Source organism: Grimontia sp. AD028 (assembly GCF_000973155.1).
Classification (GTDB): Bacteria; Pseudomonadota; Gammaproteobacteria; order Enterobacterales; family Vibrionaceae; genus Enterovibrio; species Enterovibrio indicus.
In genome coordinates this window covers 12,570-36,671 of sequence record NZ_LASY01000020.1, presented here as the reverse complement: position 1 = coordinate 36,671, position 24,102 = coordinate 12,570, and the positions used below count along the sequence as shown (strand labels likewise).

At 51.6% G+C, this 24,102-nt stretch carries 23 protein-coding genes; 13 read left to right on the top strand and 10 right to left on the bottom strand.

Going from position 1 to position 24,102, the window contains the following annotated elements:
* Positions 1 to 92 precede the first annotated feature (92 nt).
* The 4 genes from RN22_RS05315 (at position 93) to fre (ending at position 4,048) form a co-directional block, all read left to right on the top strand.
* Entirely contained in the window at positions 93 to 1,091 is a 999-nt protein-coding gene (locus tag RN22_RS05315; RefSeq protein ID WP_002535467.1) for a hypothetical protein, read from the top strand.
* An 85-nt stretch (positions 1,092 to 1,176) separates the two neighbouring features.
* The gene (gene ubiD / locus RN22_RS05310) at positions 1,177 to 3,057 is read left to right on the top strand and encodes a 4-hydroxy-3-polyprenylbenzoate decarboxylase (protein ID WP_046303412.1); all 1,881 of its coding nucleotides are present in this window, start codon (positions 1,177 to 1,179) and stop codon (positions 3,055 to 3,057) included.
* A 3-nt stretch (positions 3,058 to 3,060) separates the two neighbouring features.
* Positions 3,061 to 3,339 (top strand): 2Fe-2S iron-sulfur cluster-binding protein, encoded by a 279-nt coding sequence (locus RN22_RS05305; RefSeq protein WP_046303411.1) that lies wholly within the window; start codon positions 3,061 to 3,063, stop codon positions 3,337 to 3,339.
* Positions 3,329 to 4,048: an NAD(P)H-flavin reductase gene (gene fre, locus RN22_RS05300; RefSeq protein ID WP_002535463.1), complete on the top strand. Its 720-nt coding sequence runs from the start codon at positions 3,329 to 3,331 to the stop codon at positions 4,046 to 4,048. Before RN22_RS05305 ends, fre begins: the two co-directional genes overlap by 11 nt.
* 76 nt (positions 4,049 to 4,124) lie before the next feature.
* On the opposite strand, the gene RN22_RS05295 is transcribed toward fre, so the two are convergent.
* Together RN22_RS05295 and RN22_RS05290 are read right to left on the bottom strand one after the other, a co-directional pair.
* A complete protein-coding gene (locus RN22_RS05295; protein ID WP_046303410.1) occupies positions 4,125 to 4,994 on the bottom strand; it encodes a carboxylate/amino acid/amine transporter in 870 nt (289 codons plus the stop codon).
* A 93-nt stretch (positions 4,995 to 5,087) separates the two neighbouring features.
* Positions 5,088 to 5,513 (bottom strand): universal stress protein, encoded by a 426-nt coding sequence (locus RN22_RS05290; protein WP_002535461.1) that lies wholly within the window; start codon positions 5,511 to 5,513, stop codon positions 5,088 to 5,090.
* Between the two features lie 375 nt (positions 5,514 to 5,888).
* Between RN22_RS05290 and RN22_RS24965 the strand changes: the two genes are divergently transcribed.
* The 4 genes from RN22_RS24965 (at position 5,889) to RN22_RS05275 (ending at position 8,920) form a co-directional block, all read left to right on the top strand.
* Complete coding sequence (locus tag RN22_RS24965; protein WP_156168171.1) at positions 5,889 to 6,098, top strand: hypothetical protein; 210 nt, start codon at positions 5,889 to 5,891, stop codon at positions 6,096 to 6,098.
* Positions 6,099 to 6,101: 3 nt separating this feature from the next.
* Positions 6,102 to 6,440 carry a universal stress protein UspB gene (gene uspB / locus RN22_RS05285; RefSeq protein WP_002535458.1) on the top strand — a complete coding sequence of 113 codons (339 nt, stop codon included), beginning with the start codon at positions 6,102 to 6,104 and terminating at the stop codon, positions 6,438 to 6,440.
* Positions 6,441 to 6,548: 108 nt separating this feature from the next.
* On the top strand, positions 6,549 to 7,673 hold the full coding sequence (locus RN22_RS05280) for a mechanosensitive ion channel family protein (protein ID WP_046303409.1): 1,125 nt from the start codon (positions 6,549 to 6,551) through the stop codon (positions 7,671 to 7,673).
* Positions 7,674 to 7,735: 62 nt separating this feature from the next.
* Entirely contained in the window at positions 7,736 to 8,920 is a 1,185-nt protein-coding gene (locus RN22_RS05275) for an NAD(P)/FAD-dependent oxidoreductase (protein ID WP_046303408.1), read from the top strand.
* Between the two features lie 67 nt (positions 8,921 to 8,987).
* On the opposite strand, the gene ygjK is transcribed toward RN22_RS05275, so the two are convergent.
* The gene (gene ygjK, locus RN22_RS05270) at positions 8,988 to 11,543 is read right to left on the bottom strand and encodes an alpha-glucosidase (RefSeq protein WP_046303407.1); all 2,556 of its coding nucleotides are present in this window, start codon (positions 11,541 to 11,543) and stop codon (positions 8,988 to 8,990) included.
* A gap of 649 nt (positions 11,544 to 12,192) precedes the next feature.
* On the opposite strand from ygjK, the gene RN22_RS05265 reads away from it, so the two are divergent.
* Positions 12,193 to 13,077 carry an aldo/keto reductase family oxidoreductase gene (locus RN22_RS05265; RefSeq protein ID WP_156168170.1) on the top strand — a complete coding sequence of 295 codons (885 nt, stop codon included), beginning with the start codon at positions 12,193 to 12,195 and terminating at the stop codon, positions 13,075 to 13,077.
* Between the two features lie 34 nt (positions 13,078 to 13,111).
* On the opposite strand, the gene RN22_RS05260 is transcribed toward RN22_RS05265, so the two are convergent.
* The 3 genes from RN22_RS05260 to RN22_RS05250 form a co-directional block, all read right to left on the bottom strand.
* Positions 13,112 to 14,554 (bottom strand): coniferyl aldehyde dehydrogenase, encoded by a 1,443-nt coding sequence (locus RN22_RS05260; protein ID WP_046303405.1) that lies wholly within the window; start codon positions 14,552 to 14,554, stop codon positions 13,112 to 13,114.
* Positions 14,555 to 14,624: 70 nt separating this feature from the next.
* Positions 14,625 to 15,257: a tRNA-uridine aminocarboxypropyltransferase gene (locus tag RN22_RS05255; RefSeq protein ID WP_231590852.1), complete on the bottom strand. Its 633-nt coding sequence runs from the start codon at positions 15,255 to 15,257 to the stop codon at positions 14,625 to 14,627.
* The gene (locus RN22_RS05250) at positions 15,258 to 16,799 is read right to left on the bottom strand and encodes a COG3650 family protein (protein WP_046303404.1); all 1,542 of its coding nucleotides are present in this window, start codon (positions 16,797 to 16,799) and stop codon (positions 15,258 to 15,260) included.
* A 74-nt stretch (positions 16,800 to 16,873) separates the two neighbouring features.
* Between RN22_RS05250 and RN22_RS05245 the strand changes: the two genes are divergently transcribed.
* Positions 16,874 to 17,341 carry an EVE domain-containing protein gene (locus RN22_RS05245; protein ID WP_046303403.1) on the top strand — a complete coding sequence of 156 codons (468 nt, stop codon included), beginning with the start codon at positions 16,874 to 16,876 and terminating at the stop codon, positions 17,339 to 17,341.
* A 58-nt stretch (positions 17,342 to 17,399) separates the two neighbouring features.
* On the opposite strand, the gene RN22_RS05240 is transcribed toward RN22_RS05245, so the two are convergent.
* The 3 genes from RN22_RS05240 to RN22_RS05230 all read right to left on the bottom strand — a co-directional run bounded on the left by RN22_RS05240 (position 17,400) and on the right by RN22_RS05230 (position 21,120).
* Complete coding sequence (locus tag RN22_RS05240; RefSeq protein ID WP_046303402.1) at positions 17,400 to 18,200, bottom strand: Cof-type HAD-IIB family hydrolase; 801 nt, start codon at positions 18,198 to 18,200, stop codon at positions 17,400 to 17,402.
* A gap of 133 nt (positions 18,201 to 18,333) precedes the next feature.
* Positions 18,334 to 19,344: an alpha/beta fold hydrolase gene (locus tag RN22_RS05235; protein WP_046303401.1), complete on the bottom strand. Its 1,011-nt coding sequence runs from the start codon at positions 19,342 to 19,344 to the stop codon at positions 18,334 to 18,336.
* A gap of 174 nt (positions 19,345 to 19,518) precedes the next feature.
* Positions 19,519 to 21,120, bottom strand: coding sequence for an AbgT family transporter (locus RN22_RS05230; protein ID WP_046303400.1), 1,602 nt, complete (start codon positions 21,118 to 21,120; stop codon positions 19,519 to 19,521).
* A 196-nt stretch (positions 21,121 to 21,316) separates the two neighbouring features.
* On the opposite strand from RN22_RS05230, the gene RN22_RS05225 reads away from it, so the two are divergent.
* On the top strand, positions 21,317 to 22,357 hold the full coding sequence (locus RN22_RS05225) for an acyltransferase (RefSeq protein ID WP_046303399.1): 1,041 nt from the start codon (positions 21,317 to 21,319) through the stop codon (positions 22,355 to 22,357).
* A 10-nt stretch (positions 22,358 to 22,367) separates the two neighbouring features.
* On the opposite strand, the gene RN22_RS05220 is transcribed toward RN22_RS05225, so the two are convergent.
* Positions 22,368 to 22,703, bottom strand: coding sequence for a DUF2500 domain-containing protein (locus tag RN22_RS05220; RefSeq protein WP_046303398.1), 336 nt, complete (start codon positions 22,701 to 22,703; stop codon positions 22,368 to 22,370).
* Positions 22,704 to 22,916: 213 nt separating this feature from the next.
* Between RN22_RS05220 and RN22_RS05215 the strand changes: the two genes are divergently transcribed.
* On the top strand, positions 22,917 to 23,279 hold the full coding sequence (locus tag RN22_RS05215) for a hypothetical protein (protein ID WP_002535430.1): 363 nt from the start codon (positions 22,917 to 22,919) through the stop codon (positions 23,277 to 23,279).
* A 197-nt stretch (positions 23,280 to 23,476) separates the two neighbouring features.
* Positions 23,477 to 24,100, top strand: a complete 624-nt coding sequence (locus RN22_RS05210; protein WP_046303397.1) for a lysoplasmalogenase — start codon at positions 23,477 to 23,479, stop codon at positions 24,098 to 24,100.
* Positions 24,101 to 24,102 lie beyond the last annotated feature (2 nt).

The following is a 24,102-nucleotide window of genomic DNA, read 5'->3' as shown; positions in this document are numbered from 1 at the left end:
TATTAGTTGCCAAAACTGATACAGATCATCAGAATTGAGGCAAATCGCCAACCAGTCAGCGTAAATGGATAGGCTGACGTAGGATTTCCGGGATGAAACGATTACTGATTTTATTCGCTGTTATGTTGCCAACCCTGTTGTTTGGGGTGTCACGTGCTGTGACGCTTTCTCCCAACGACGTGGCAGCACACATGGCCGATCCTGCCTCCGTCTCCAAAATCCTGCGTGCCACGAAATTGTTCGATGAAAACGACATCGATGCGCTTAATACGTACCTGGACTCCCTGCCTGAACTTCAAAAAGAAGAAGCCTTGACCGTTCTGGCTCGCAGGGCGCTCGATTTTTCAACCATGACACCAGAGCGCGAAAAGTTTCTGGTAACCATCAGCAGACAACAACCCAAATACCTGGTGAAAAGTCAGGGGGATGGCTTTTGGGTCACCATGCCGGCGTTTAACTACGCTGGGGAAGCGAAATGGGTACTCAACCGTTGGCAAATCAAGTTGATGCAGGATGAGGCGATGCGCCTTCTCAACTACAACCAGCTTAACCTGTCGAAGTGGCTCTCTTTTTCCTCGAATGACTACGCGTTGCGTCGTGAAGCGATCGTCACTCTCGTACCCACACTCAATCAAACCCAGTTGGATAAGTTGGTCACTTTGTACCTTGATGACAAAAACATGGTATGGAGCCCAGACAATGCACTGCTTGCAGCGCTTGCTGAGAAAAGCGACAAGCCCAAAGTGTACGACTTGTTGTGGCTTCGCCGCACAGACAGTTATAGTTTGGCTGCCCTCCAGAAACTCGAAATGCCGCCTATTTCCAACAAGCATATCGAGCTGATGATCGCCGCCACCGTCAACCCCGTACTGGCGGAAACGGCTGTGCGACAGCTCGCGGGATTGCACCCTTTGCCTCAAAACGTTAAAGACTTCCTGCAAAAGCAAATCGCCGATCGTCAGCGAGGTAAAAACGTTGTTGAGCTGATCGCCCGCAAAGGTCATACAGAATGGCTGCGTGAGCTCGAACAAACGACCTCTGGCGTGACTCGCAGAAACATCCGCAATGGACTGGAACAGGTAGAAGGCTAATTGCCTTAAGAATTCTTACATATCCGCCTGTTCAGGTTTTATCGGCTCGTTATAATCGAACCAACACACCTCAACCGGGAAGGTTATGAAATTTACTGACTTACGCGCATTTATCGACCACCTGGAATCTGTGGGCGAGCTTAAACGCATCTCTCACCCTGTCAGCCCAGATCAGGAAATGACCGAAATTGCCGACCGCGTCCTGCGTGCCGGTGGGCCTGCACTCTTATTCGAAAACCCTGTCGGCTATGACATGCCTGTATTGGCCAACCTGTTTGGTACACCGAAGCGCGTGGCAATGGGGATGGGGCGCACAGAAGTGAAAGAACTGCGCGAAGTCGGCAAATTGCTGGCCTACCTGAAAGAGCCTGAACCACCAAAAGGCTTCAAAGACGCCATTGAAAAGCTGCCTGTATTCCGTCAGGTACTGAACATGCCCGCAAAGCGTCTTCGCAAAGCCCCGTGTCAGGAAGTGGTGTGGCAGGGCGATGAAGTCGATCTCGATAAAATTCCGGTAATGAGCTGCTGGCCGGGTGATGTGGCACCATTGCTGACCTGGGGATTAACTATTACCCGTGGCCCTAACAAAAAGCGCCAGAATCTTGGAATTTACCGCCAACAGAAAATCGGTAAGAACAAAGTCATCATGCGTTGGTTGGCGCACCGTGGCGGCGCGCTCGACCTGCGTGAATGGATGGAAACCCATCCAGGTAAACCTTTCCCGGTTTCAGTCGCTTATGGTGCCGATCCGGCAACCATTCTTGGCGCGGTGACCCCAGTGCCGGACACCCTGTCTGAATACGCGTTTGCTGGCCTATTGCGTGGTAGTAAAACCGAAGTGGTGAAAAGCCTGAGTAACGATTTGGACGTGCCTGCGAGCGCGGAAATTGTGATGGAAGGCTACATCGACCCAAATGAGTTTGCGGATGAAGGCCCTTATGGTGACCACACTGGTTACTACAACGAGGTTGAACGCCATCACGTGTTTACTGTGACTCATGTGACCATGCGCCAGAAGCCGATTTACCACAGCACGTACACCGGACGTCCGCCGGATGAACCTGCGGTGCTGGGTGTGGCACTGAACGAAGTGTTTGTGCCTATTTTGCAAAAGCAGTTCCCGGAGATCGTCGATTTCTACCTGCCACCGGAAGGCTGCTCCTACCGCGCAGCAGTGGTGACCATGAAGAAGCAGTACCCAGGTCATGCCAAGCGCGTGATGATGGGTGTGTGGTCATTCCTTCGCCAGTTTATGTACACCAAGTATGTGATTGTTTGTGATGAAGACGTGGACGCCCGTGACTGGCACAGTGTGGCTCATGCGATGACGACCCGCATGGATCCGGTGCGCGATACCCTGATGATTGAGCACACGCCAATTGATTCCTTGGACTTTGCATCCCCTGTTGTCGGCTTGGGCTCAAAAATGGGCTTGGATGTCACCAAGAAGTGGGAAGCTGAGCTTTCAGGTTACGCCAATGACGACGCTCGTGTCGCGGACAGTGAAGAGATTGAATCCCGCGTTGCTGCTCTTAAAGCGGCACACAGTGAACTGACGGATATTTACCTGCCACCGGAAGCGCATGCCAATGGCATGGTGATGGCGACCATCAAGAAACAGGCACTCGGCGACGGCCCGCGAATCATCGAGGCGATTTGGAATTCACTTGGGGAAGTGGCTGACGTGAAGTTTGTGATGGCGTTTGATGAGGAAGACGTCAACATCCGCGACTGGAACGATGTAATTTGGGCAATAACCACCCGAATGGATCCCGCTCGTGATACCCTGTTGCGCGCAAACGCGCAGGATGATGAGTCTCAGGCTCTGCGTCCGGGGTCTAAAATGGGATTAGATGCGACCAACAAATGGCCGGGTGAGTCGGTTCGTGAGTGGGGAACGCCTATCAGCAAAGACCCGCTAACTGTCGCGAATGTTGATGAAATGTGGGATAAACTGGGTCTCTAGAACATGTATGCGGTACACCTGATGCCTGCCGGAACGCAATTTACCGTATCCGGACACCAGACATTATTACAAGGCGCGCTCGACGCAGGGGTACCTTTTCCTAACCGTTGCCAGATTGGGGCTTGTGCAAGCTGCCTGTGTCGGCTGGTTGAAGGCGAGGTGAGATATCATCTCGAACCAATGCTGACTGAACAGGAAAAACAACAAGGCTGGATCTTTGCCTGTCAGGCCATTCCATGCAGTGATCTGGTGGTTAGTTTTGAGGAAAGCGATGACTATTAAATGTGAAGTTACGTCAGTGTCGTCACTGACCAATAACACTTATCGAATTTTATTGAAGCCTGAACAGCCAGTGAGCTACAAAGCAGGTCAATACCTGTTGGCAGTGATGGGTGAGAAAGACAAGCGTCCATTCTCGATTGCCAGCAGCCCATGTCGCCAGAACGGCCATGAGCTGGAACTGCACATCGGCGCGGCAGAAGAAAATGCCTACGCGATGGACGTGGTGAAAGCGGCTAAAGCGACATTGGAAAAAGGCGACAACTCTTTTGTGATTGAAGCGCCACACGGTGATGCCTGGCTGCGTGAAGAACGCCAGCGCCCGCTGGTCTTGATTGCGGGTGGTACGGGCTTCTCTTACGTACGCAGTATGGTTGACCATTGCCTGAGCCAGAACTTTGCGCAGCCTATCTTCCTATACTGGGGGGGCCGCGATGCGAGCCAGCTCTACGCCAATGACGAAATGGAAGCACTGGCACTGAAGAACGGCCTCCTGAACTACATCCCGGTGGTTGAAAATGCACCGGAAGCCTGGAATGGCAAAGTGGGCAACGTGCTCGAAGCCGTGATGGAAGATTTCGTATCACTGTCTGCGTACGATGTTTACATCGCAGGTCGATTTGAAATGGCAGGCGCGGCCCGCGAGATGTTCTGTAACGAACGTGGCGCAGAGCGAGACCACTTGTTTGCGGATGCTTACGCTTTCCTGTAAGTGCTCAGCCAAGCGCGAAGGTCAAATAGCAAAACACCGCCAGATGGCGGTGTTTTTGTTTATAGGCTTGGAAGAATTAAGCGGTCGCTTCGACTTTCTTTTTCACCCAGGTTTCATTGAGCCAGAGCGACGCCAGAATCACCACACCGCCAAACGCCAGTGTCATCAGGTCTGCATCACGGTTCCAAATCAGTACATTCACTATGATACCTGCTGGCACCAACACATTGTTCATCACGGCCAGCGCGCCGGCATTCACAAGGGTCGCACCCTTGTTCCACAGGAAATAGCCCAAACCGGAAGCGATAGTGCCAAGGTAAATCAGAATGCCCCACTGCAGATTGGTGGTGGGCAATTTATCGGTGCTGCCAAGCAGTAGGAACGCAGGCAGGGCAACGCACAGAGCGCCAAGGTAGAAAAGACCAAACACAGTACGCTGAGGCACTTCAATTTCGGCACGCTCTATCACTACCTTGTAGCCGACCTGACCGATTGCAAAACAGAGGTTTGCACCCTGAACAATCAAGAAGCCCAGCATAAAGTTCGGGTTTACGGAAGCGAACTTGATCACCACCGCACCTAATACCGCTAATGCCGCTGTTATCAAATACCAAGGCGAGAAACGACGGTTCAGTAAATCGTAGGTGAGGGTGACATAGACCGGTGTGAAAACCGTGAACAGCAAGACTTCCGGTACAGAAAGGTAGAGGAAAGACTGGTAGTAAAAGCAGTACATCAAGCCAAGCTGAATGCCACCGATGGCCATCAGTTTCAGCATCAGTGGTTTAGGTACGCCTTTCAGACGCAGGAACGGCAGGAAAACCAGTGCCGCGAGTGCCACACGGGTGACAACGGAAAACCAAGCGTCGACCTGTCCGGCGAGATACACGCCAATCAAGCTAAATGAAAACGCCCATAGCAGGGTGACAAACGATAAATACCCCATTTTCTTTCCCTAAAATCATTAAAATTGCCGCCAATTCTAATGAACTTGGCGGCAATGTGTAGCGATCTTATGCTGGACGGAGGAGCGTCGCGATCAGCTTGGCAGTGGCACCATCAGCATGTCGACCGGCGTTTTGTTGATAAGCTGTTTGGCCGACGAGATGAGGGTGCTCCAGAAGTCCTGATGATGACCACAAAGCACTAAATCAAACTCGTAGTGGCTAATGGACTCCGTGATTTCATCCGCCAGATCGCCACTGGCAACCAGCGTATGCGCAACAGGATAATCGGCATGTCTTGCCAGTGCATTTAACTGGGACTGCGCTTCATCAATGATGCGGTTGCGGGTTTCTACCAAATTCACATCAATAAGGCCGGTATAGAGCTGCGCATAGTTCACATCAATGTGAATGAGCGAGAGTTTTGCGCCCAAAGGAGCTGCCAGAGCCGCACCTTTTTGCACCAACACCTCACTGTCAGATGACAAATCCACTGCCACCAAAATGTGTTTATAGCCCATAGCCTGACTCCCCATTAAGCCAATGATTACAGGTGAAAATTACCACTGTCCCTGTGCGAAGACTGTTGCCTGGATCCCACTGCCGATGCGCATTGCGTGACTCGACTACCAGTGCATGATTTTTCTGGGAAAAACAGCTTTCCCTCTATAGATAGAATAGCTATCAGATTGATAAAAAAGAAAAACAATCGCTTATCTGGAATCCAGCTCAAAGCACAAAGAATATGCACTTTGAGTTGGCGTTTTCTGCATCAAATCTATACTTAAATAAAACACGGAGCCGAAAACTAAATCACTAAGGGTGACGTGTGATGGCAAAACGCAGGTCTCAAACCATGGAGACAGCAGCGTGGATAACACCTCATTACGGAGAGGTTGAGCCATCTGATACCAGATTGTCGTATCTATCCATTCAGTCTGGTCTATCGGTTTGCATTTTCGCTAAGCGAGCGCAAAACGGATTTGGGGGAAGACGGAAAGACCCTGTTCTTCATTGAGTTTTATCTGACAGGCGCAGTATTTCGTGAACTGCCTCTGTGGTGGGCAATCCTAATAGGGCTGCACATCAGTAATACTGGGAGATGAACCATGAGCGGAGACGCCCTGATTATTGCGATTTTTTTCGTCACACTGGTTAACATCATGCGCTATCTGAGCTCGCTGCGAACCTTGCTGGTAATGTTGCGGGACGCCAATCCTCTGCTGTATCAACAAGTGGCACGCGGCAATAACTTTTTTGCGCCGCAAGGCGATATCAGCCGCCAGAAGCGTCTGTTTCATTACATTCGAAGCCAGGAATATTTGCATCACCACGACGATGCGTTTATTGCCAAGTGCAACAAAGTCCGCCACCTTTTCATTCTTTCGACGGCGCTGGTGCTTGCACTGGTTATGTCCCTCTTTTTTGTGGCATTTGCAGGACTTTAAAGCGAGAAAAACCATCGCAAACTCAAATCTCGGAAAACGCTGGCAGATGCCAGCGTTTTTTTTGTTAACCTTCTGAACCAGAACAAACTCATAACGTCGGAGCAGGCTTTGGATAGATTTCTTACGTGGTGGCAGCAAAGTGCTGAGGGATTCAATTTTGATTGGCTGGAACATGTCGGTCTGATGCTTGGTGCAGCGGCAATCGCTTGGCTGGTATGGCGATTGGTGTTCAGTAAGCTGTTGGAAGTCTCTAAGAAAACCCGTACCCAGTGGGACGAAATTGTATTAAAGGCCGTTAGTACGCCAGTGAGCGTGTTTATCTGGCTATGGCCGACAACCTTTGCGATGGGCAGTTTGATAGATGTGGGTGCCAAAGTCGGTACGGATTGGCTGAGCGTTTCCCGGCGCGTACTGCTCATCGTTTTGATGCTCTGGGTCATGCTGCGTTTGGTGAATGCTATCGAAGCGTACCTGTCCCAGTCGGATAAACGCGATCAGACCACAGTGTCCGCCATTGGTCATGTGATGCGCCTTCTGCTTGCCTTTATTGGTGTGCTGACGCTGCTGCAAGAGTTTGGTATCAGCCTGACAGGTCTTCTCACCTTTGGTGGTGTCGGTGGCCTGATTGTCGGTCTGGCGGCGAAAGATTTGCTGTCGAACTTCTTCGGCGGCCTGATGATTTACTTCGACCGACCCTTCAGTGTCGGCGACTGGATTAACTCTCCAGACCGACACATAGAAGGTACGGTTGAGCGTATCGGTATGCGAATGACCATGATCCGCACGTTTGAAAGCCGCCCGCTTTATGTACCGAATTCGGTGTTCAGCAATATCGTGGTTCAGAACCCGTCGCGGATGCGTAATCGTCGCATCAACGAAACCATCGGTATCCGCTACAAAGATGCCGACAAGATGGGAGCTATCGTCGCCGATGTGAAAAAGATGCTGGAGACCCATCCGGACATCGAGCAGAACGCTACCCTGATGGTGAATTTTGATGCGTTTGCAGGTTCATCACTGAACTTTTTTATCTACACCTTCACCAAAACCATCAACTGGGCGAGATACCATGAAGTGAAGCAGGACGTGATGCTGAAAATTGTCGAGATTGTTCATGCACATGGTGCCGACTTTGCCTTCCCGACCCGCACCATCGCCTTTGACCGTGATGATGGCATGGAAGCGCAGATCCCGCTCAATCCCGAATTGGCGCCAGCGCCGGACAAAAACTAGACTGGCTCCAAGGTGCTCGGGCGGCTACAATGCCGCCCGATTTCGTGTAATGGGCAATAAAGATGAAGCAGTATGATGTAGTGATCATTGGCGCAGGCGCAGCAGGCCTGATGTGTGCCGCGCAGGCAGGTAAGCGTGGTCGCAATGTGCTGGTGGTCGATAACGGCAAAAAACCGGGTCGGAAAATCCTGATCTCCGGCGGTGGCCGTTGCAACTTCACCAATTATGATGTCTCAGCTGCTAACTTCGTCTGCCGTAACAAGCACTTTCCGAAATCTGCACTGGCGCAATACAGCCAGTGGGATTTCTTCTCCATGGTCAACGAATACGGCATTGCGTGGGAAGAGCGCGAGCATGGCCAGCTGTTCTGTATCGACTCCGCCAAAGACATCGTTGAAATGCTGCTGAAAGAGTGCGACCTGCCGACCGTTGAACAGCGTTACCGCTGCGATGTGCATGATATCGAAAAGACAGAAGACGGCTTCACCCTGAAGCTGGATACGGACACGGTAAGCTGCCAGTCACTGGTGGTGGCAACCGGTGGTCTTTCCATGCCGAAGCTCGGTGCCACCCCGTTTGGCTACCAAATCGCCGAGCAGTTCGGGCTGGCACGTATACCGACGACTGCTGGTCTGGTGCCGTTTACCCTGCATGACAAAGACAAAGCGGCGTTTGCTGATTTGTCCGGTATCGCGATTCCCGTGACCATTACCACCGAAAGCGGCGTGCTGTTTAAAGAAAACCTTCTGTTTACTCACCGCGGTTTATCTGGCCCTGTGGTTCTTCAGGTGAGCTCTTACTGGACGCCGGGCGAGAAAGTGGAGGTCAACCTGCTGCCAGATTTAGACGTGGTGGAAACCATCAACGCCATGCGCGACAAGCATCCCGCACAGAGTCTGAAAAACAGTTTGGCGCGATTACTGCCAAAGCGTCTGGTGGAAGCCATGATCGAACGTGGTGACATTCAGGATAAGCCTCTTAAGCAGCTAAACCCGAAAGACATTAGCGCGCTTGGCGATTATCTGCATCAGTGGCACATCGCACCAAATGGCACCGAAGGCTACCGCACGGCAGAAGTGACGCTTGGCGGCGTGGATACCGACGAGCTTTCATCAAAAACCATGGAAACCAAGAAAGTCCCGGGACTCTATTTTGTCGGCGAAGTCATGGATGTGTCCGGTTGGCTCGGTGGCTACAACTTCCAATGGGCCTGGAGCTCAGGCTGGGTAGCAGGGCAGCACGTTTAAGCTGTATCAATCAATGCATACAAAAACGCTCCCTAATGGGAGCGTTTTGTTTTTTGAGACCCTTCAATCAGAAGAAGTCACGGTAGAGCATGTACAGGTGCGCCGCACTCCATGAGAAGTTAGAAGCCCCCTGAACCGCGCCCGTTTCCGGGTTATAGTTTTCTCGAATGGCGCCGTCGGCTGTCATGCCTTCGGCGTTTTCAAACAGCTGATGTGCCATTTGCACCGCTTCTGGACCGTAGCCGTATTTCTCCATCGCTTTTACGCCAAAGTAGAACTGATCCAGCCATACCCGGCCGCGCCAGTAGATGTCTTTGCCATAAGCCGGGTTGGTCTGGCTCGCGGTAGGCAGGGAAATACCGTAACCCGGGAAGGCATCCGAGGTAGCAAACTCGTCTGGGTCTGTCATCGTGCGGATCACGCTATCAGCCTGCGCCTGGGTAGCTGCGCCGTTAAACAGCGGCCCCCAACCTTCCGGGCCGCGGCCACGTTCGACCAGTGGTTCGCCCGCACAGATGATGCCGTTCTTCTCGTAGGCGGTGTCCTTGCCATTTTGATCCACCATGCGGATGTCGTAATAGAAGCCAGTCGCTTCGTCGAACATGCAGGTATTGATGTAAGTTTTGATTTGTTCTGCACCAGTGCGGAACTCTTGTGCGCGCTCTTTACCGTCTACACTAACCGATACACGCTCAGCCATGTCCGCCAGATAGAAGTTATCTGAGTACATGTAAGAGGCCTGATCAACCGACTCCTGCAACATAGAGAAGCCAAGTAGCGCATTGGTTTCAGCATCGCGGTTCTCGCCAAAGCGGACTTGCCAGTCTCTGCGTGCGCGTTCCACATCGCCGTTGTAGGTGTTGTCAGCGTAGGCTTGCAGTTGGTCTTCATAGATAAAACCAAAGCGTGCGGCGTTGTCCATGCCGGATTCCCAGCCAGCGGCTTCCTGAGCGCCAACATGGAGATCGGAGTAAATTACTTCATCCAGCACACGGTTATAGTTATCCACACCGATAACCTGATATTGACGCTCGCCATTCACGTTGCCGATCAAGACGGCATCTGCACCAAACTTGGCGCCAAGATCTTCTTTCGTGACCACTTCCACATACATACGGCCATCTTCTGTGTTGTGGGCCGGGTCGACTGCTGCACCGTATTCTGGCACGCCGTTACCGTTGTGATCTCGGTTGGACAGCCACCAGTCGTGGTAGGCAACAAGCTTTGGATACATCTCATCAATCCATGCCTGTGCATCTGCCTGGCGGTCAAATTCATCGCGAAGGGCGTGATAAATCTCCATCACCGCCCAGGCTGCCAATGATGGCTTGGTGTTGCGCTCATTCCAGTTTTCAGAGCCCGCACCACCGCGGGATTCCGGTGCAGTATAAGTCACCACATCCAGCAGGTAGCCTTTGTCCTGTGGGCGGATAACGTCATCTTCCTGCACCTGATACTGGAACACGGTGCGAATGTTTTCCATCGCGACGTCTGGGTTGAAGTGCGCCATGGCATAGGCTTGTTTCCAGGTATCCCAAGGCCAGGTCAGGTTGCCGGAGAACCAGCGTCCCGTGACCGAAGGGGTCACGGTGTCATGTTCTACGTCACCAGCTGCGGCGCGCCAGTTGCTGTTCAGTGTCATCATGGCTTTCACGCCAACACGCTTTTGCGCTTGTGTTGCCTGCTCGTTAGTCAGGCCCTTGCTGAGATACTCCGTCCAACGTGTCTTTGCCGCTTCCATGTAGGTATCAGGCTTTTTCAGGATGGCTTTGATTTTTGGACTTTCGGCGGCCACTTCTTCGGCGTTATGCAAATGCGAGAAGGTGGTGAAAATGCGGGTGTTTTTGTTGTGTTTCACCTTGATCTTGGCGGTTTCGGTGTACGCAAGACCATCAATGTCAGTGTCGGTTTTGACCGAACGGGCAATCACGAACGCGGAATCTGCATCATTGCGAATCGCCCAGTTGCCTTTCATTTCGTTGCTGGAAATGGTCAGGCCCAGTCTGTTTTTCGTGAGTTTACGGCCGTAATCAGGGTAGAACTCGTCAACGGTTTTTGTCGGCTGGCTCGAAAGGGCATGGGAAAGCAATTCGCCTTGCCATTCAGCAGTGAAATGACGGTTTTTGCCACTTAAATCTTCAAATTTGGTTTCAAGCAAGGATGTGCGGTCGGTGACAAATCGCAGGGTCATGGTCACTTTCAGGCTGGGTGTCGTCAATTCCTGTACCAAGGCGTCCGGCGTACTGTAGATGTTCGCTTGTGCGGATGAAAAATCAATCACCTCGCCGCTTTTGTTGTCAGTCAGTACTATTTTATCGAAGGCTTGATCTGACAGGTAGTGGGCGTATTCCTGCGTGACCTGCATGATGCCGCCTACTGCGCCATAGCCTTTTTCATCGGTAGGCAGCAGGTGGCCATGCCAGGCACCGTTATCGACAAAGGCGTTGTATTTAAGGTTGCTGTAACTGTCGTAGTCACGCAGAAATTGTGGGTCGCCAGTTCGGTCGAGAACGTTAGTGTATTGCTGAAGTAAGTCACTGCTTGAGGGGGCAGCAGTAACAGGGGCGGCAAGTGCCAGTGAAAGCAGGATGGATGCAGAAAGAGGAGCCAATTTAAACGTCATTTTCACACCTGTCAGGTTATCTGCAAAAGGCCAAGACCGGCCTCTTCAATTCGGCGACCATCATAGGAGGAGTACAAAAAGCGATTTGAAATAAAGATCACGGTGAAACGCTTCGTTACCTGAAATTACACCACGGGAGAAGGTGCAAAAATGCCGCATGTTAACCAGTAGAAATGTCAGATTTTGCGCTGCTGTCAGATCATTTTCCCTAAACAGAAACAGGCTTGGTTATGGCGCTGTTGGAATAAAAAAGTTCGGTGGATGGTTAATGGAAAAGGCGATGAGAGGCCGAATAAAATTGGCGGGAAAGTGGAAGCAAGCTCATTGAATGACAGCCAGTCACTAACGAACTGTGTTTTTCAATCCTCCGTTAGCAATGTCTCCCTGAGCAGAGTAGAAACGGGTTTAGTGTGGCGTTAAATGAAACTGTTCTTCCTAGCTAAAGGAAACCCCACCAAACGTTTCTTACATTTGGAGGTGGCGAAGACAAAGCCCCGAAAGCGGATGTCTCTTCGAAGCACTTCACGTTGTCTGAAAAGTAGATGGAACCGAAAAGTTTGGGTTGTCTCTCGCACCTGTTGCTACTTCATTACTCTTACTTTGCTGAAAGCCTTTATTCTCGGCACTTTTGAAGGCGAAGAGGATCACAATGATGCAGGCAGAGAATGGTGATAAATCGATAATTGCTGGCTTTTGGCGCACAAGTGCGTGGGGGCTTTCCGACCAGGCGTTGAACCGTTTTATCTGCGAGCTCATTGATATTGGTGTGACCGATTTTGATCATGCCTATGTTTATCGCAGTGAAGAAAGCTTTGGTGAAGCATTAGCGCTTTCACCGACATTACGAAGCCGGGTTAACATCATTACCAAGTGCGGCATTCGAGGTGTAGGCAACGGTGCTCTTGATGCTCGCAGCGTCAGCCATTACGACTCTTCCAAAGAAACTATCCTGTCGTCGGTCAATCATTCGTTGAAAGCGCTTAAAACGGATTACGTCGATACCTTGCTGTTGCACCGTCCAGACTACCTGATGGATGTAGAGGAAGTGAATGAGGCATTAAATACACTAAAGCAGCAGGGTAAAGTCCGCCGTTTCGGTGTGTCCAACTTCAGTGTGTCCCAATTCTCGCTATTGCAAGACGCGCTGGATGTGACGTTATGTACCAATCAGTTTGAGTTTTCCCCCTTTCAGACAGAAGCTCTGGACAATGGCCTTTTCGATCAATGCTACCAAAACCGCATCCGTCCAATGATCTGGTCTTGTTTGGGAGGTGGTAGATTGTTTGACCCACAGGATGAGGTTACTCAGCGATTATCAGAAAGCTTGGGTGAGGTGATGGAAGAGGTTGGTGTCTCTTCATTGGCTGAGCTTATCTATGCTTGGGTGTTGGCGATACCTAGCCAGCCAAGAATCATTACCGGCTCCGGAAAAATAGATAACATTCGTCCTTTGGTCGAAGCCAGTAAAGTCTCTTTAAACAGGGAACGGTGGTACCAGGTATGGACCGCGGCAGTCGGACACGGAGTAAAATAACGAAAGGCGCCAATGGCGCCTTCTTAGTGTCTATCTAACGCAAAAACAGCTTAAACATCACTTTCTGCCACCATTTGCCATACGGCGGTGCCATCAGTTTTCCGGGGTTCAGCTTGCCGCGCTGGAATACGGTTTTGGCGTGACTGAAGGTGCGGAAGCCTTCAATGCCGTGATAGTGCCCCATACCGGATGCACCAATGCCGCCGAAAGGTGTGTCATCCACCGCGACCTGCATGATGGTGTCATTCACAGCGATAGAGCCAGAATGCGTATGCCTAATGGTGTATTGGATGAAATTCTGATCGAGTGTCATCAGGTACAGTGCTAGCGGGCGGGGCTGATGGCGAAGTGCATTAAGCACATCATGCACATCCTGATAGGTGATGATCGGTAGCAGGGGACCGAAAATTTCCTGCTGCATGATGGCACTGTCTTTTGGCGGATTGATCACCAGATGAAGCGCCATTTTCCGCGTTTCAGGCAAGATAGCCGGATTAGCCAGTGGGATGGTGGTGATGCCGCGCTTGTCGGTGTCTTCCATCAAACTTTTCAGGCGCGAGAACTGGCGCTCAGTCACGATGGCGGTGCGGTCATCACTCTGAATGCCTTGTGGGTAAGCTTCATTCCACTTCACGCGCAGCGCTTCGACGAACTCTTCCAGATTGTCTTCGTGCACAAACACATGATCCGGCGCCACGCAGATTTGCCCGGCATTGAGGTTCTTACCAAACAGCATGCGTTCTGCTGCGAGCATGGGGTCGATGTCCGGTCCGACAATCACCGGTGATTTGCCGCCAAGCTCTAACGTTACCGGCGTCAGGTTTTCAGATGCCGCTTTCATCACTTTCTTGCCGACTTCGGTCGAGCCAGTGAACATCAGGTGATCAAACGGAAGCCGGGTGAAGGCTTCTGCCACTGATACATCGCCTTCCACGACGCAGACTTTATCGTCATCGAACACTTCGGCCAGCATGGCTTTAACGGCCTGTGCAGTCAGAGGCGTGAACTCACTCATCTTGAGCATCACTCGGTTTCCGGCGGCTATTGCTGTCATCAGTGGAATGAGGCTTAGAGTGATGGGGAAGTTCCACGGTACGATAATGCCAACCACGCCAAGCGGCTGATAGTGCACTTCAACTTTGGCAGGAGTGATGAGCAATCCCGCGGAGCGGCGAGATGGTTTCATCCAGCGTTTCAGCTTGCGCTTGGTGTAATGCAACATTTGGAAGCAGGGAAGGATGTCTGCCATCAGTGAATCGGTGCGGCTGCGATGCCCGTAATCCTGAGACAGGGCATCGACGATGGTGTCGGCGTGTTTTTTCAATGCCTTTTGCAGATGCTTCAAGTCCCGAATACGCTCGGCGTAGGCAGGGTCGGGATCTTGGGTGGTCTTGGCGACCAGTTTGGCAAATTGCGATTCCAGTTCGCTGATCTGCTGTTCAGCAGGGATACCAGTTGTCATCGAAACCACGCTCATCTGCAAATCCTTTCTTATTGATTACCTTCTTAACATTAAGGTCTGACCAGATTCTGTGCAAGTTTCTCTATCACAGCTTTTGTAACGATTGATGTTGTCTATCCGCTTCAAATACTTGCATAAATTTATCGAAGTATTGGCCTACTGCTACCGCGTTCTCGGTTTCTCCCATGGCGTCCAGCAGCACCATGCCGACTTCGCAGGTACAAAGAGAACCTTCCGGCTGATTGCGGCGCAGGGCATAGCGGGTGCTGAGTCCTTCAGGCAGTGTCACCATAGGCACATCTTCAAGCCATGGGCTTTGGCGCAGCATCTTCCGCGCCTGCTGCCAGGTCGCATCGATAATGATGAAGTGAATCGGCTTGGCTTCCGGTTTGGACGTCGGTCGGCTGACTGCTTTTTCGAGCGCAACAGCCCCTTCACCGGGAAATACCAGATACGGCAGCGCAGCCGGGTCGGCAAGCAGCGTGAGTAATTCCAGTGGCGGCGTTTTGCGTTGCCAGACGTGGCGTCTGCAATGCGGCAGCGCATTTTCCAGCAGCTGACCGGTATTGGTGGCGCGCCCGGTTTCTGTTTCGTGCATTAATAGCTCGATACGCACATGGCTATCGAGCTTAGGCACGGCCTCGCACAGGCAGTTGTAGTGAAAGCCGCAAGATGGGCAGGGCGTTGGCTTTTCTGCCATTCGGGATACCTTTTCCATTTATTTCAGCTCTACACCTTCTTGCTGCGGATAAATACCGTCAGCGAAAAGGTAAGGGTCGGCGCTGTCAGGCAACAGCACTTCCGGCGCCACTGAAGGGTTGCCCGGATAGCGTTTGCCATTAAATTCAAGCACGCGGGAAGAGGCTTTTGCACCGCCTCCGCCAACCGGCATGATGAGATCGTGCCAGCCGTTGCTGGTGGATTGGCTCATCTGAAACGGCAGATGAACCAGCGTGATGCGGCTGTTGAAGCGCCAGACATTGCTGTCATTGTTAAACACCAAAAGGGTGCAGCCGCCTGTGCCACACCAGTCGGTGAATATCATCAACTCATCCTGCAGGTCACCATTGAGATCTTGTGTCAGCCAACGATAGCGGGTGCCCGCTGCCTGCTTCACACCTTCCTCGCCAAGATATGCCTTAAAAGCCGCATCAACTTTCTCGTTAAAGGAGGCAGAGCCTTCCACACCACCGGAAATGACAGGCTGCTGGTTGCCGACCATCAAAGAGAGCGCGAGTCCCTCCGGACCCAGGCTGTATTCGCGGCCGTTGATGATTTCCTTTTCGGCTTTCAGGGTAAAGCCGCTGCGGGTGAAAAGGCGCTCACTGACCAGATATTGTCCCTGATGGCGGGTCATCATCACCTGAACCTTGCTATCGCCGACCTGTTGCCAGATACCGGTTTCCACAACGGCATCTTCGCCTGCCTGCTCATAGCGGGTTGTGGCCGTGTGGTCGGGATTGAGCACTAAGGTGGTGGTCAGTGACTGGCCGCCTAGGTTGGTCATGCCCTGATAGTCGCCGACCCAGCCGAGCGTCGGGTCATCCGCCGAGAGCGTCGCGCAGCCCGTCAGGGTTTTGTTGCCTTTGGTGAAGGTTGAACGCCAGCCGTAAATGCTATCGCTCATGGTGTCGCTGCAGAGTTCTGGACGAAGTGTGAGTGTCGCGCCATTGGCCTGATAGATTCGGGCAGCTGGAGAAATATCTCGGCCGGTTAGCGGGAATGTCTCCGCTTCAAAGCCGAGCTGTTGGTAATTGAGCGCATTGCCTTCTAGAGACACTGACCAGAATGGCTCATTGCCGGACGCTACGGTGCGGTTTCGCGTTTGGTTGCAGCCATCAATTTCTGCCGACATCAGGTTCAATTGTGTCACCTTGAACGTTGCCGGGTAATCCGCCGCAAAGCCATCCATCGCGGGTTTTACAAATTCGCCAATCACTTCGCCATACACACTTTGGTAAGGCTCCATGGTCAGCGCCTGACCTTCTTGATTGAGCAAGTCCGGCAGTTGCAGCCAGTATTGGGTGTTGCTGCCACAAGGTGTGATGGCACGGACTTCATGCCCGAGGGTGACTTCACCACGCAGCATAAAACGCTGGGGTTGAATTCCTGCCACTTTGGCAATCTCCTGCTGCGGGTTTAAATCGTCAGAGTTACCGAGTTCGACCGGGCCTGATGGTGTTTGGCTGCAGGCAGAAAGCAAGGCGGCAGCGGAGAGCAGACCCAGCACGTGGGAAAGGCGGCGTTTTTGGATAATCAACGGAGATTCCTCTTCTCATTCAAAGCCCAACGGGGTACAACTTTGGGAAAACCAAAAGCTGAAACGGGGAAATTATGGCGTATTGGCTGATGAAAACCGAGCCCGATACCTTTTCTATAGACACCTTAAAACAACAAAAGGTCTCTTGCTGGGAAGGTGTGCGAAATTATCAGGCACGAAACATGATGCGTGATGGGATGAAGCTTGGCGATAAAGTGTTTATTTACCACTCTTCTTGTAAGGATGTGGGTGTGGTGGGTATCGCGGAAGTGGTGAAAGAAGCTTATCCCGATCATTTCCAGTTCGACCCGGAAAGTGCCTATTTTGATCCCAAAAGCTCGCCGGACAATACCCGCTGGATCATGGTGGATGTGGAATACCGCCAGCACCTGAAATATGTTTCTTTGGCACGCATCAAAGCGAATCCAGCACTGGAAGAATTACCGCTGGTAAAGAAGGGCAGCCGTCTCAGCATCATGCCAGTGACCGAAGCACAGTGGGATGAAATTATCGCGATGTCGGAAGGCGGGTTTAAGCGTTAGATAAGAAAACGGCAGCGAGGGGGAGCGCTGCCGTTTGGCTATCTACTTAGCGGCGTTGTTAGCCCAGTAGATGAGTTTCCAGATAACGGGCAACCGCTTGTTCGGCGTTGCTGCCAATCACTTCATTGTCCGGCAAGGTTGCTTTCACGCGCGGGTGCGCCGTTTCCATGATGAGACCTTTCTTCGCAGCACTCAGCATTTCCACGTCATTCATGCCATCACCAAACGCGATGCACTCGTTCAGGCTGAAACCTTTGATTTCCGCTACCGCTTTCAGTGCTTCACCTTTAGAAACACCCGCTGCCATCACTTCCAGACAGAATGGGGTTGAGAAGGCCACGCTGACTTTATCACCAAAGGTTTCGATGAATTTTTGCTCGTAACCCATCAGGTAATCGTGGTCGTGGCGGATAAAGAAGATTTTCGCTACGTCATCAACCGGTGGATTTTCCACATCGAACTCTTTGAAGCTGAAGCCGGAATCTTTGTGGTATTTCGCCAGGTCTTCGTCAACGCGGTTCAGCAGCCAGTCATTTTCGCGGTAAATGTGGATGGTGATGGTTTCGTCGCTTTTCACCATTTCCACCAGTTGGGCAACCAATGCCGGGTCAACATTACGGCTGAAGATCAGCTTGTCATTTTCATCATGCACACGGGCACCGTTAGAGGTGATCATGCAAGCTGGAATGCCAACGCTTTTGCGGATGTGTGCCACATCGATGTGGTGACGGCCAGTGGCGAACACAAAGTGCTCCCCTTTTGTATGAAGGCGCTGAAGCACTTCGCGGGTAAAAGGCGCGATGGTGTGTTCAGGAGTAAGTAGAGTGCCGTCGAGATCAGATGCAACGATTTTGTACATGGATACCTCAATAGGAGAGAAGATGTTTTTAAACACCTCTCCAGTGTATCCAGAAAAAGGGGAAATAAAAGGGATCAAAATGCCGGCCAATTTTTCCGCTTTAGGAAAAAACTGACCGGAAATTTAGATAGGCTTATGCGGTTTGTTCTAGCTCGGTTTCTTCAATGAGCGAGTCGAAAAATGTCAGAGCCAATGCCAGTGATTTATCGCGGGTCACGTCGCGCTCGAACAAGAGTTCATGGCGGGAGTCGGCCAGAATTTCGAACTGAATCGGCAGGCCTGCTGCCTGACGCTCACGGTGGAATTGGAACATCACGCCATTGCAGACAATCTCATCACGTGCGGCTTGCATCAGCAGGATTGGCATATCTATGTCAGTGGCGGTTTTCACGGCGCGCTCGCAGGCGTCCATACTTTGCCAAATCCACTGCGCGCTCGGGCCGCCCACCTTTAGTGTCTCGTCACTTTCATACAGTTCGCGGAACCACTGATAACGTGCTTCAGATTGCGTCAGCAGGTTGTGCTTGAAAGGCTTTGCCCAATACGGCACCTGACCCGGCGCGAAACCAGCTGGGTGCTGGAGCTTAGACAGCACTTTACACAGCGGCTTGGCAGCCATTTGCAAAGGGCGTGACAAGTTAATGCCGAGCATGGGTGCGCTGAGCGCAATCGCATCAATGGCATTGGGTTTACGCGCAGCATAAAGCACAGAAATAGCACCACCCATGGAATGGGCAAGGATCATGCGCTGGCTGTGTGTCTTGGTGGTGACGACTTCATTGATAAAGGTATCAAGGTCGTCAACGTAATGGTCGAACTCCACCACATGGCCGATATCTGAACCTGTCACCAGACGCTGGCTGTGGCCCTGACCACGGTGGTCATAGCTGTAAACATCAAAGCCTTGGTTGAAGAGGTCGAAAAAAATTTCCTGATATTTCGCCACCCCTTCAATACGCCCATTGACCACCACAATCGCGCGGGTGTGCTCGGGCTTGGTAAAGGCGCACCAGTTCAAACGCAGGCCATCATGGCCGACGAATTCACCGTGCTGACGGTTCGCCCAAAACGGGGCAATCACCTTTTCCATGGTCTCGGTTAGCGCATCCTCGCGGGAAAATAAAAAAGGGTGTTCAATTGGCATGTGGAATCCGGTGTTGTTTTCTTATTAGCATATCACTTAATGGCAAACAGACCCGAGTTTATGGCGTTTTCACTCAGGTTAATAAAGGATTCTATCAGCGGGTGAAACGTCACGCATAACGTAAAAGAAAAACAGCCGGTCAAGACCGGCTGTTTAGGGAAGAGAGTTTCATACTTACTGTTGGAAGTTGAAATAGGTCTCAGCGCCTGGACCGACTGGGAAGCCTGCCACGAATACCCATAGGTAGAAGAACACGCTCCAGCCCGCCAGGAACACCAGTGTGTATGGCAGCATGGTGGCAATCAAAGTACCGATACCCAAGTCACGCTTATATCTTGCTGCGACTGCCAGAATCAGGCCGAAGTAACTCATCATCGGGGTGATAAGGTTGGTCACTGAGTCACCGATACGGTAAGCCGCCTGAATAGTCTCCGGCGCGTAGCCAACCAGCATCAGCATAGGGACGAAGATTGGCGCGGTAACTGCCCATTGTGCTGACGCAGAACCCAGAGTCAGGTTGATGATGCCACACATGATGATGAAGGCGAAGAACAGCATTGGGCCTGTCAGACCGATGCTCTGCAGGAAGTCAGCACCACCGACTGCAATCACCTGACCAAAGTTGGTCCATTTGAACAGAGCAACAAATTGCGCCGCGAAGAACACCAGTACGATGTACAGACCCATGGCGCTGATGGATTTCGCCATCGCATCAATCACGTCACGGTCGTTCTTCATGGTACCGACAGTCTTACCGTAAACAAAACCAGGAATCGCAAAAAACACCAGGATGAAGGCCACGATACCTTTCAGGAACGGAGAGCCTGCCACTTCACCGGTTTCCGGGTGACGCAGGATGCCCCACTCAGGCACGATGGTCAGTGCCAGCACGGCTGATACTGCCAGTGCAGCGATACCTGCGTTACGCATACCGCGCTTCTCAATCGCAGTCACTTTGCCCGCTTCTTTGGCCTCGAAATCTTCCGCTGCCATCGATTGGTCGTATTTGCCCAGTTTCGGCTCAACGATTTTCTCAGTCACCAAGGCACCCAGAATGGTGATCAGGAAGGTGGAGGCAAACATGAAGTACCAGTTTGCTTCAGGGCCAACCGTGTAAGTTGGGTCAATCATCTGTGCCGAGGTTTCAGTGATGCCTGACAGCAGTGGGTCAACGGTACCCAGCAACAGGTTCGCTGAATAGCCGCCGGATACGCCCGCAAATGCTGCAGCCAGACCCGCCAGTGGGTGACGACCCAGTGAGTGGAAGATCATCGCTGCCAGTGGGATCAGCACCACATAGCCAAGCTCAGAAGCGGTGTTAGAGATGATACCTGCGAATACCACGGTCAGTGTGACCATACGGCGAGAGGCGCCCATCACCATAGAACGCATGGTGGCAGACAGCAGGCCTGAGTGCTCAGCAACCGCCACACCCATCATGGCAACCAGCACGGTACCCAGTGGCGCAAAGCCGGTGAAGTTTTTCACCAGGTTGGTGACGATAAGTTGCACGCCTTCAGCGTTCAGCAGGCTGTTGACGTAAATCATGCCATCGGCAGCGCGGCCTGCGGCACCTTCCGGACGAGGGTCAGCGACGGAAAGGCCAAAATAGCCGGCGATACCCGATGCAAAGAAAATGATCACACACAGAATGGCAAACAGGGTTACCGGGTGAGGAAGAAGGTTGCCGAGGAATTCGACGGTATCGAGAAAACGGGAAAAAAACGACTTGTTCGGCTTCCCGCCAGATTGTTGTTGCGAAGCTGATGACTGCATCAGATCCTCCATGTCATACAACGGTCCATTTAACTGGAAAGCATCCTAGGTCATAGAAATGTCATTTTGCAATACTTAGTGCTATCAATAATGACTTTTGCAGGCATAAAAATTAACAATAAATTAATAAATGGTGGTTAATATTGTTTGTTTTATATTCGGATTGATGGAAATGTCACCGACGGTTAGTGTGGAAATGAAACATGCAGAGAGAACATCAAGTTTGAGCAGCCAAACCCAGAAAAAAGTCTTTTATATTGAGCTGTTGCGGGTGGTCGCCGCGGTGGCGGTGATCGCCATTCATGTGTTGGGGCCTTATCGCTACCTGATGGGCGAAATCCCGCAAAGCGACTGGGTTTCTGCGATAGCCATTAATGGTGCAAGTCGCTGGGCTGTCCCGGTTTTTATCATGATTACCGGTGCATTGTTGCTTTCAGACACCCGTCCATTTTCGCCGGGATATTTTGTCCGTCGACGGATCATGAAAGTGTTCGTGCCGTTTGTTGCATGGTCGGTTTTTTACGCGATACTAGCTGGGATTTCGTTACAAAATGTAAATTGGTCGGAAACTGTACAGCGGTTAACCTCCTTTCCAACCGAAGAAACTTACTATCACTTGGGTTTTTTCTATTACTTTATTCCGCTTTACCTCTTAGTGCCGATATTGCGTCCTGTTGCCCAACGGGATGATCCGGGGCTCTTTTATGCGTTGTTGGGGTCTTGGTTCGTCCTGAGCGCAGTGCGGCTTGCCGGTATATCGCTGGGGCTGGTGGAAGACTTGGTGCTTTATGGCGGCTATTTGCTGCTGGGTTATTTGTTGCACCAAAGCAAACTGCCGTTGAAGTGGCTGCTGTTTATCGGCATCTCGGCGCTGGTGGCAACCGAGTACACCGCCATTTCTGAAAGCGTCTCAAGAAGTCGATACACAAGTGCGGGATGGTTTTCCTATAAAACCCTGAACACGGTATTGATTGCTGCGATGGTATTCGGGCTTTGCCAACATTGGGCGGAGCGGGTATCTGAGCCTATGCAGCGAAAGGTCGCGGCGGTTAGCCGTCATTCGCTGGGGATTTATCTGGTGCATCCCGTCTTTCTCTGGCCTGTGAGGGAGTTGGCGTTCACGCCGGGAATGACATGGCTGACCATCCCCTTGGTGACACTGGCCGTGTTCGTATTGTCTTACATGGCCAGTGTGGGATTGTCGAAGTCGCGCTTCACGTCATGGTTGGTGCCATAAGACGAAGGCTTTAGTGGCGCTGTAGCTTCGCGAAGTGGATAAATTCAGCGCCGCGATAGGTCAGGGTGCCGCAATCACCGGGTTGTAGGGCATGGTAATAGTGAATACCCACCTGAAATTCCCGTTTTGGTCCGCCTTCAATCGGCTCGACATAGATCCAATACTCTTCCGGATCTTCATGCTGCTGCGGGTCGGGAATGGCGACAGATTGCTTGTCGAGAATACGGATATCAATAGAACGCTCTTCCGCCCCTTGGCCCAGCATGTGCTTTTGCATGGTAAGTACAAAGTAAACACCAGCGATCACCGCGAGGGCGCCTACGAGCAATATCACAGAAATCGGCACGGTGTTCTCCTTTATCCGGCCATTATCGGTCGGCAATGAGTCTACTTCACAGACCCATTTCGCAAACCTGATGAGCAGAAATTTCGTGATCCACTCCACTTATCCTGCTCAGCATTGGCGCTAATGTAAACAAAGTTAAAGTGCATTCTCAGTTTTAGTGTTATGACGTAAGCTAATGATATGAGGTGGACTAAATAGAAGAAGGAGGCCTGCATGGATGAAATTGCCATTGTCGTGAGACAGAGTCGGCGTCTGGAACGGCTCCTCAAAGAACACTACCACGCAGAAGGTCGTGGATTGCATGAATTGGTGAGCAGCTGTCAGGAACGTCTGCCGCATGATGTGATTTCCAAGCTTCGCTTCATTGCCACCATCCGCAACAAAGCGGTGCATGAAGATGGCTATGAAGTGGATGACATGCGCGGATTCATGAGTGCATGTAAGCAGTGCGAGAAAGAGTTACTTCCCCGCAGCAGCCGCACTATCTGGCGAATTGCCCTGTTCCTGATCTTCGCCGTGACGGCGGGAGCGGTCTGGTTTTATATCGAAAACTGGCGACATATTGTCGGGCAGTAACGGCAGCATGATTGACTAAGGCACGGTTTTCCGTGCCTTTTTCTTTTAATCGAGACTGAAAGTTATATGTAAACACTTACCCTTGTTGCGGGTATAAAAGTGCTTTTGATGCCTTGTTCGCTTTCTGAGACGTGTGCGGTGGACAATAAATCCTGCATCTCTAGACTTGGTTGGCTCGCAATTTAAGGGAATAAATCATGTTGAGTTGGGTTGCCGTCTGCTTTTCAGGCCTACTACACATCAATGCCGCGTATAAAGGGCCTCAATGGCAGTTTTATCTGTTCAAGCCCCTGACGATCGCCTTGATGATGTTGATTGGCATGATGGGCGGTGAAGCGAGCAGCTATACCTACCTGATCCTTGCAGGGCTTGCCTTCTCGCTGGTCGGCGATATTTTCCTGATGTTGCCAAAAGACCGGTTTATTCCGGGCTTATCGAGTTTTCTGGTGGCGCACATTCTCTACAGCGTCGCTTTCTGGCAGCAGTTTGAAGGCCCAATGGTCTGGTGGCTGCCTTCTTTGATTGGCGCTGCGAGCGTCATCGTCTTCCTGCTTCTTCTTCCTAACCTTGGCCCTTTGCTCATTCCTGTTGGGCTATACATAGCGGTGATTGCCCAAATGGCCTGGGGCGCAGGGGAATTCTGGATGAATGCCCAAACGCAGGTCGCGGCGCATGCTTTCGGTGGTGCATTGCTGTTTATGGTGTCTGACACTGTATTGGCGTTTGACCGTTTCAAAGGCCCTTTCAAAACCTCAGTGCTACTCATCATGAGCACTTACTTTTGCGCGCAAGGGCTGATCACGCTCTCCATATTGTCGTAGGA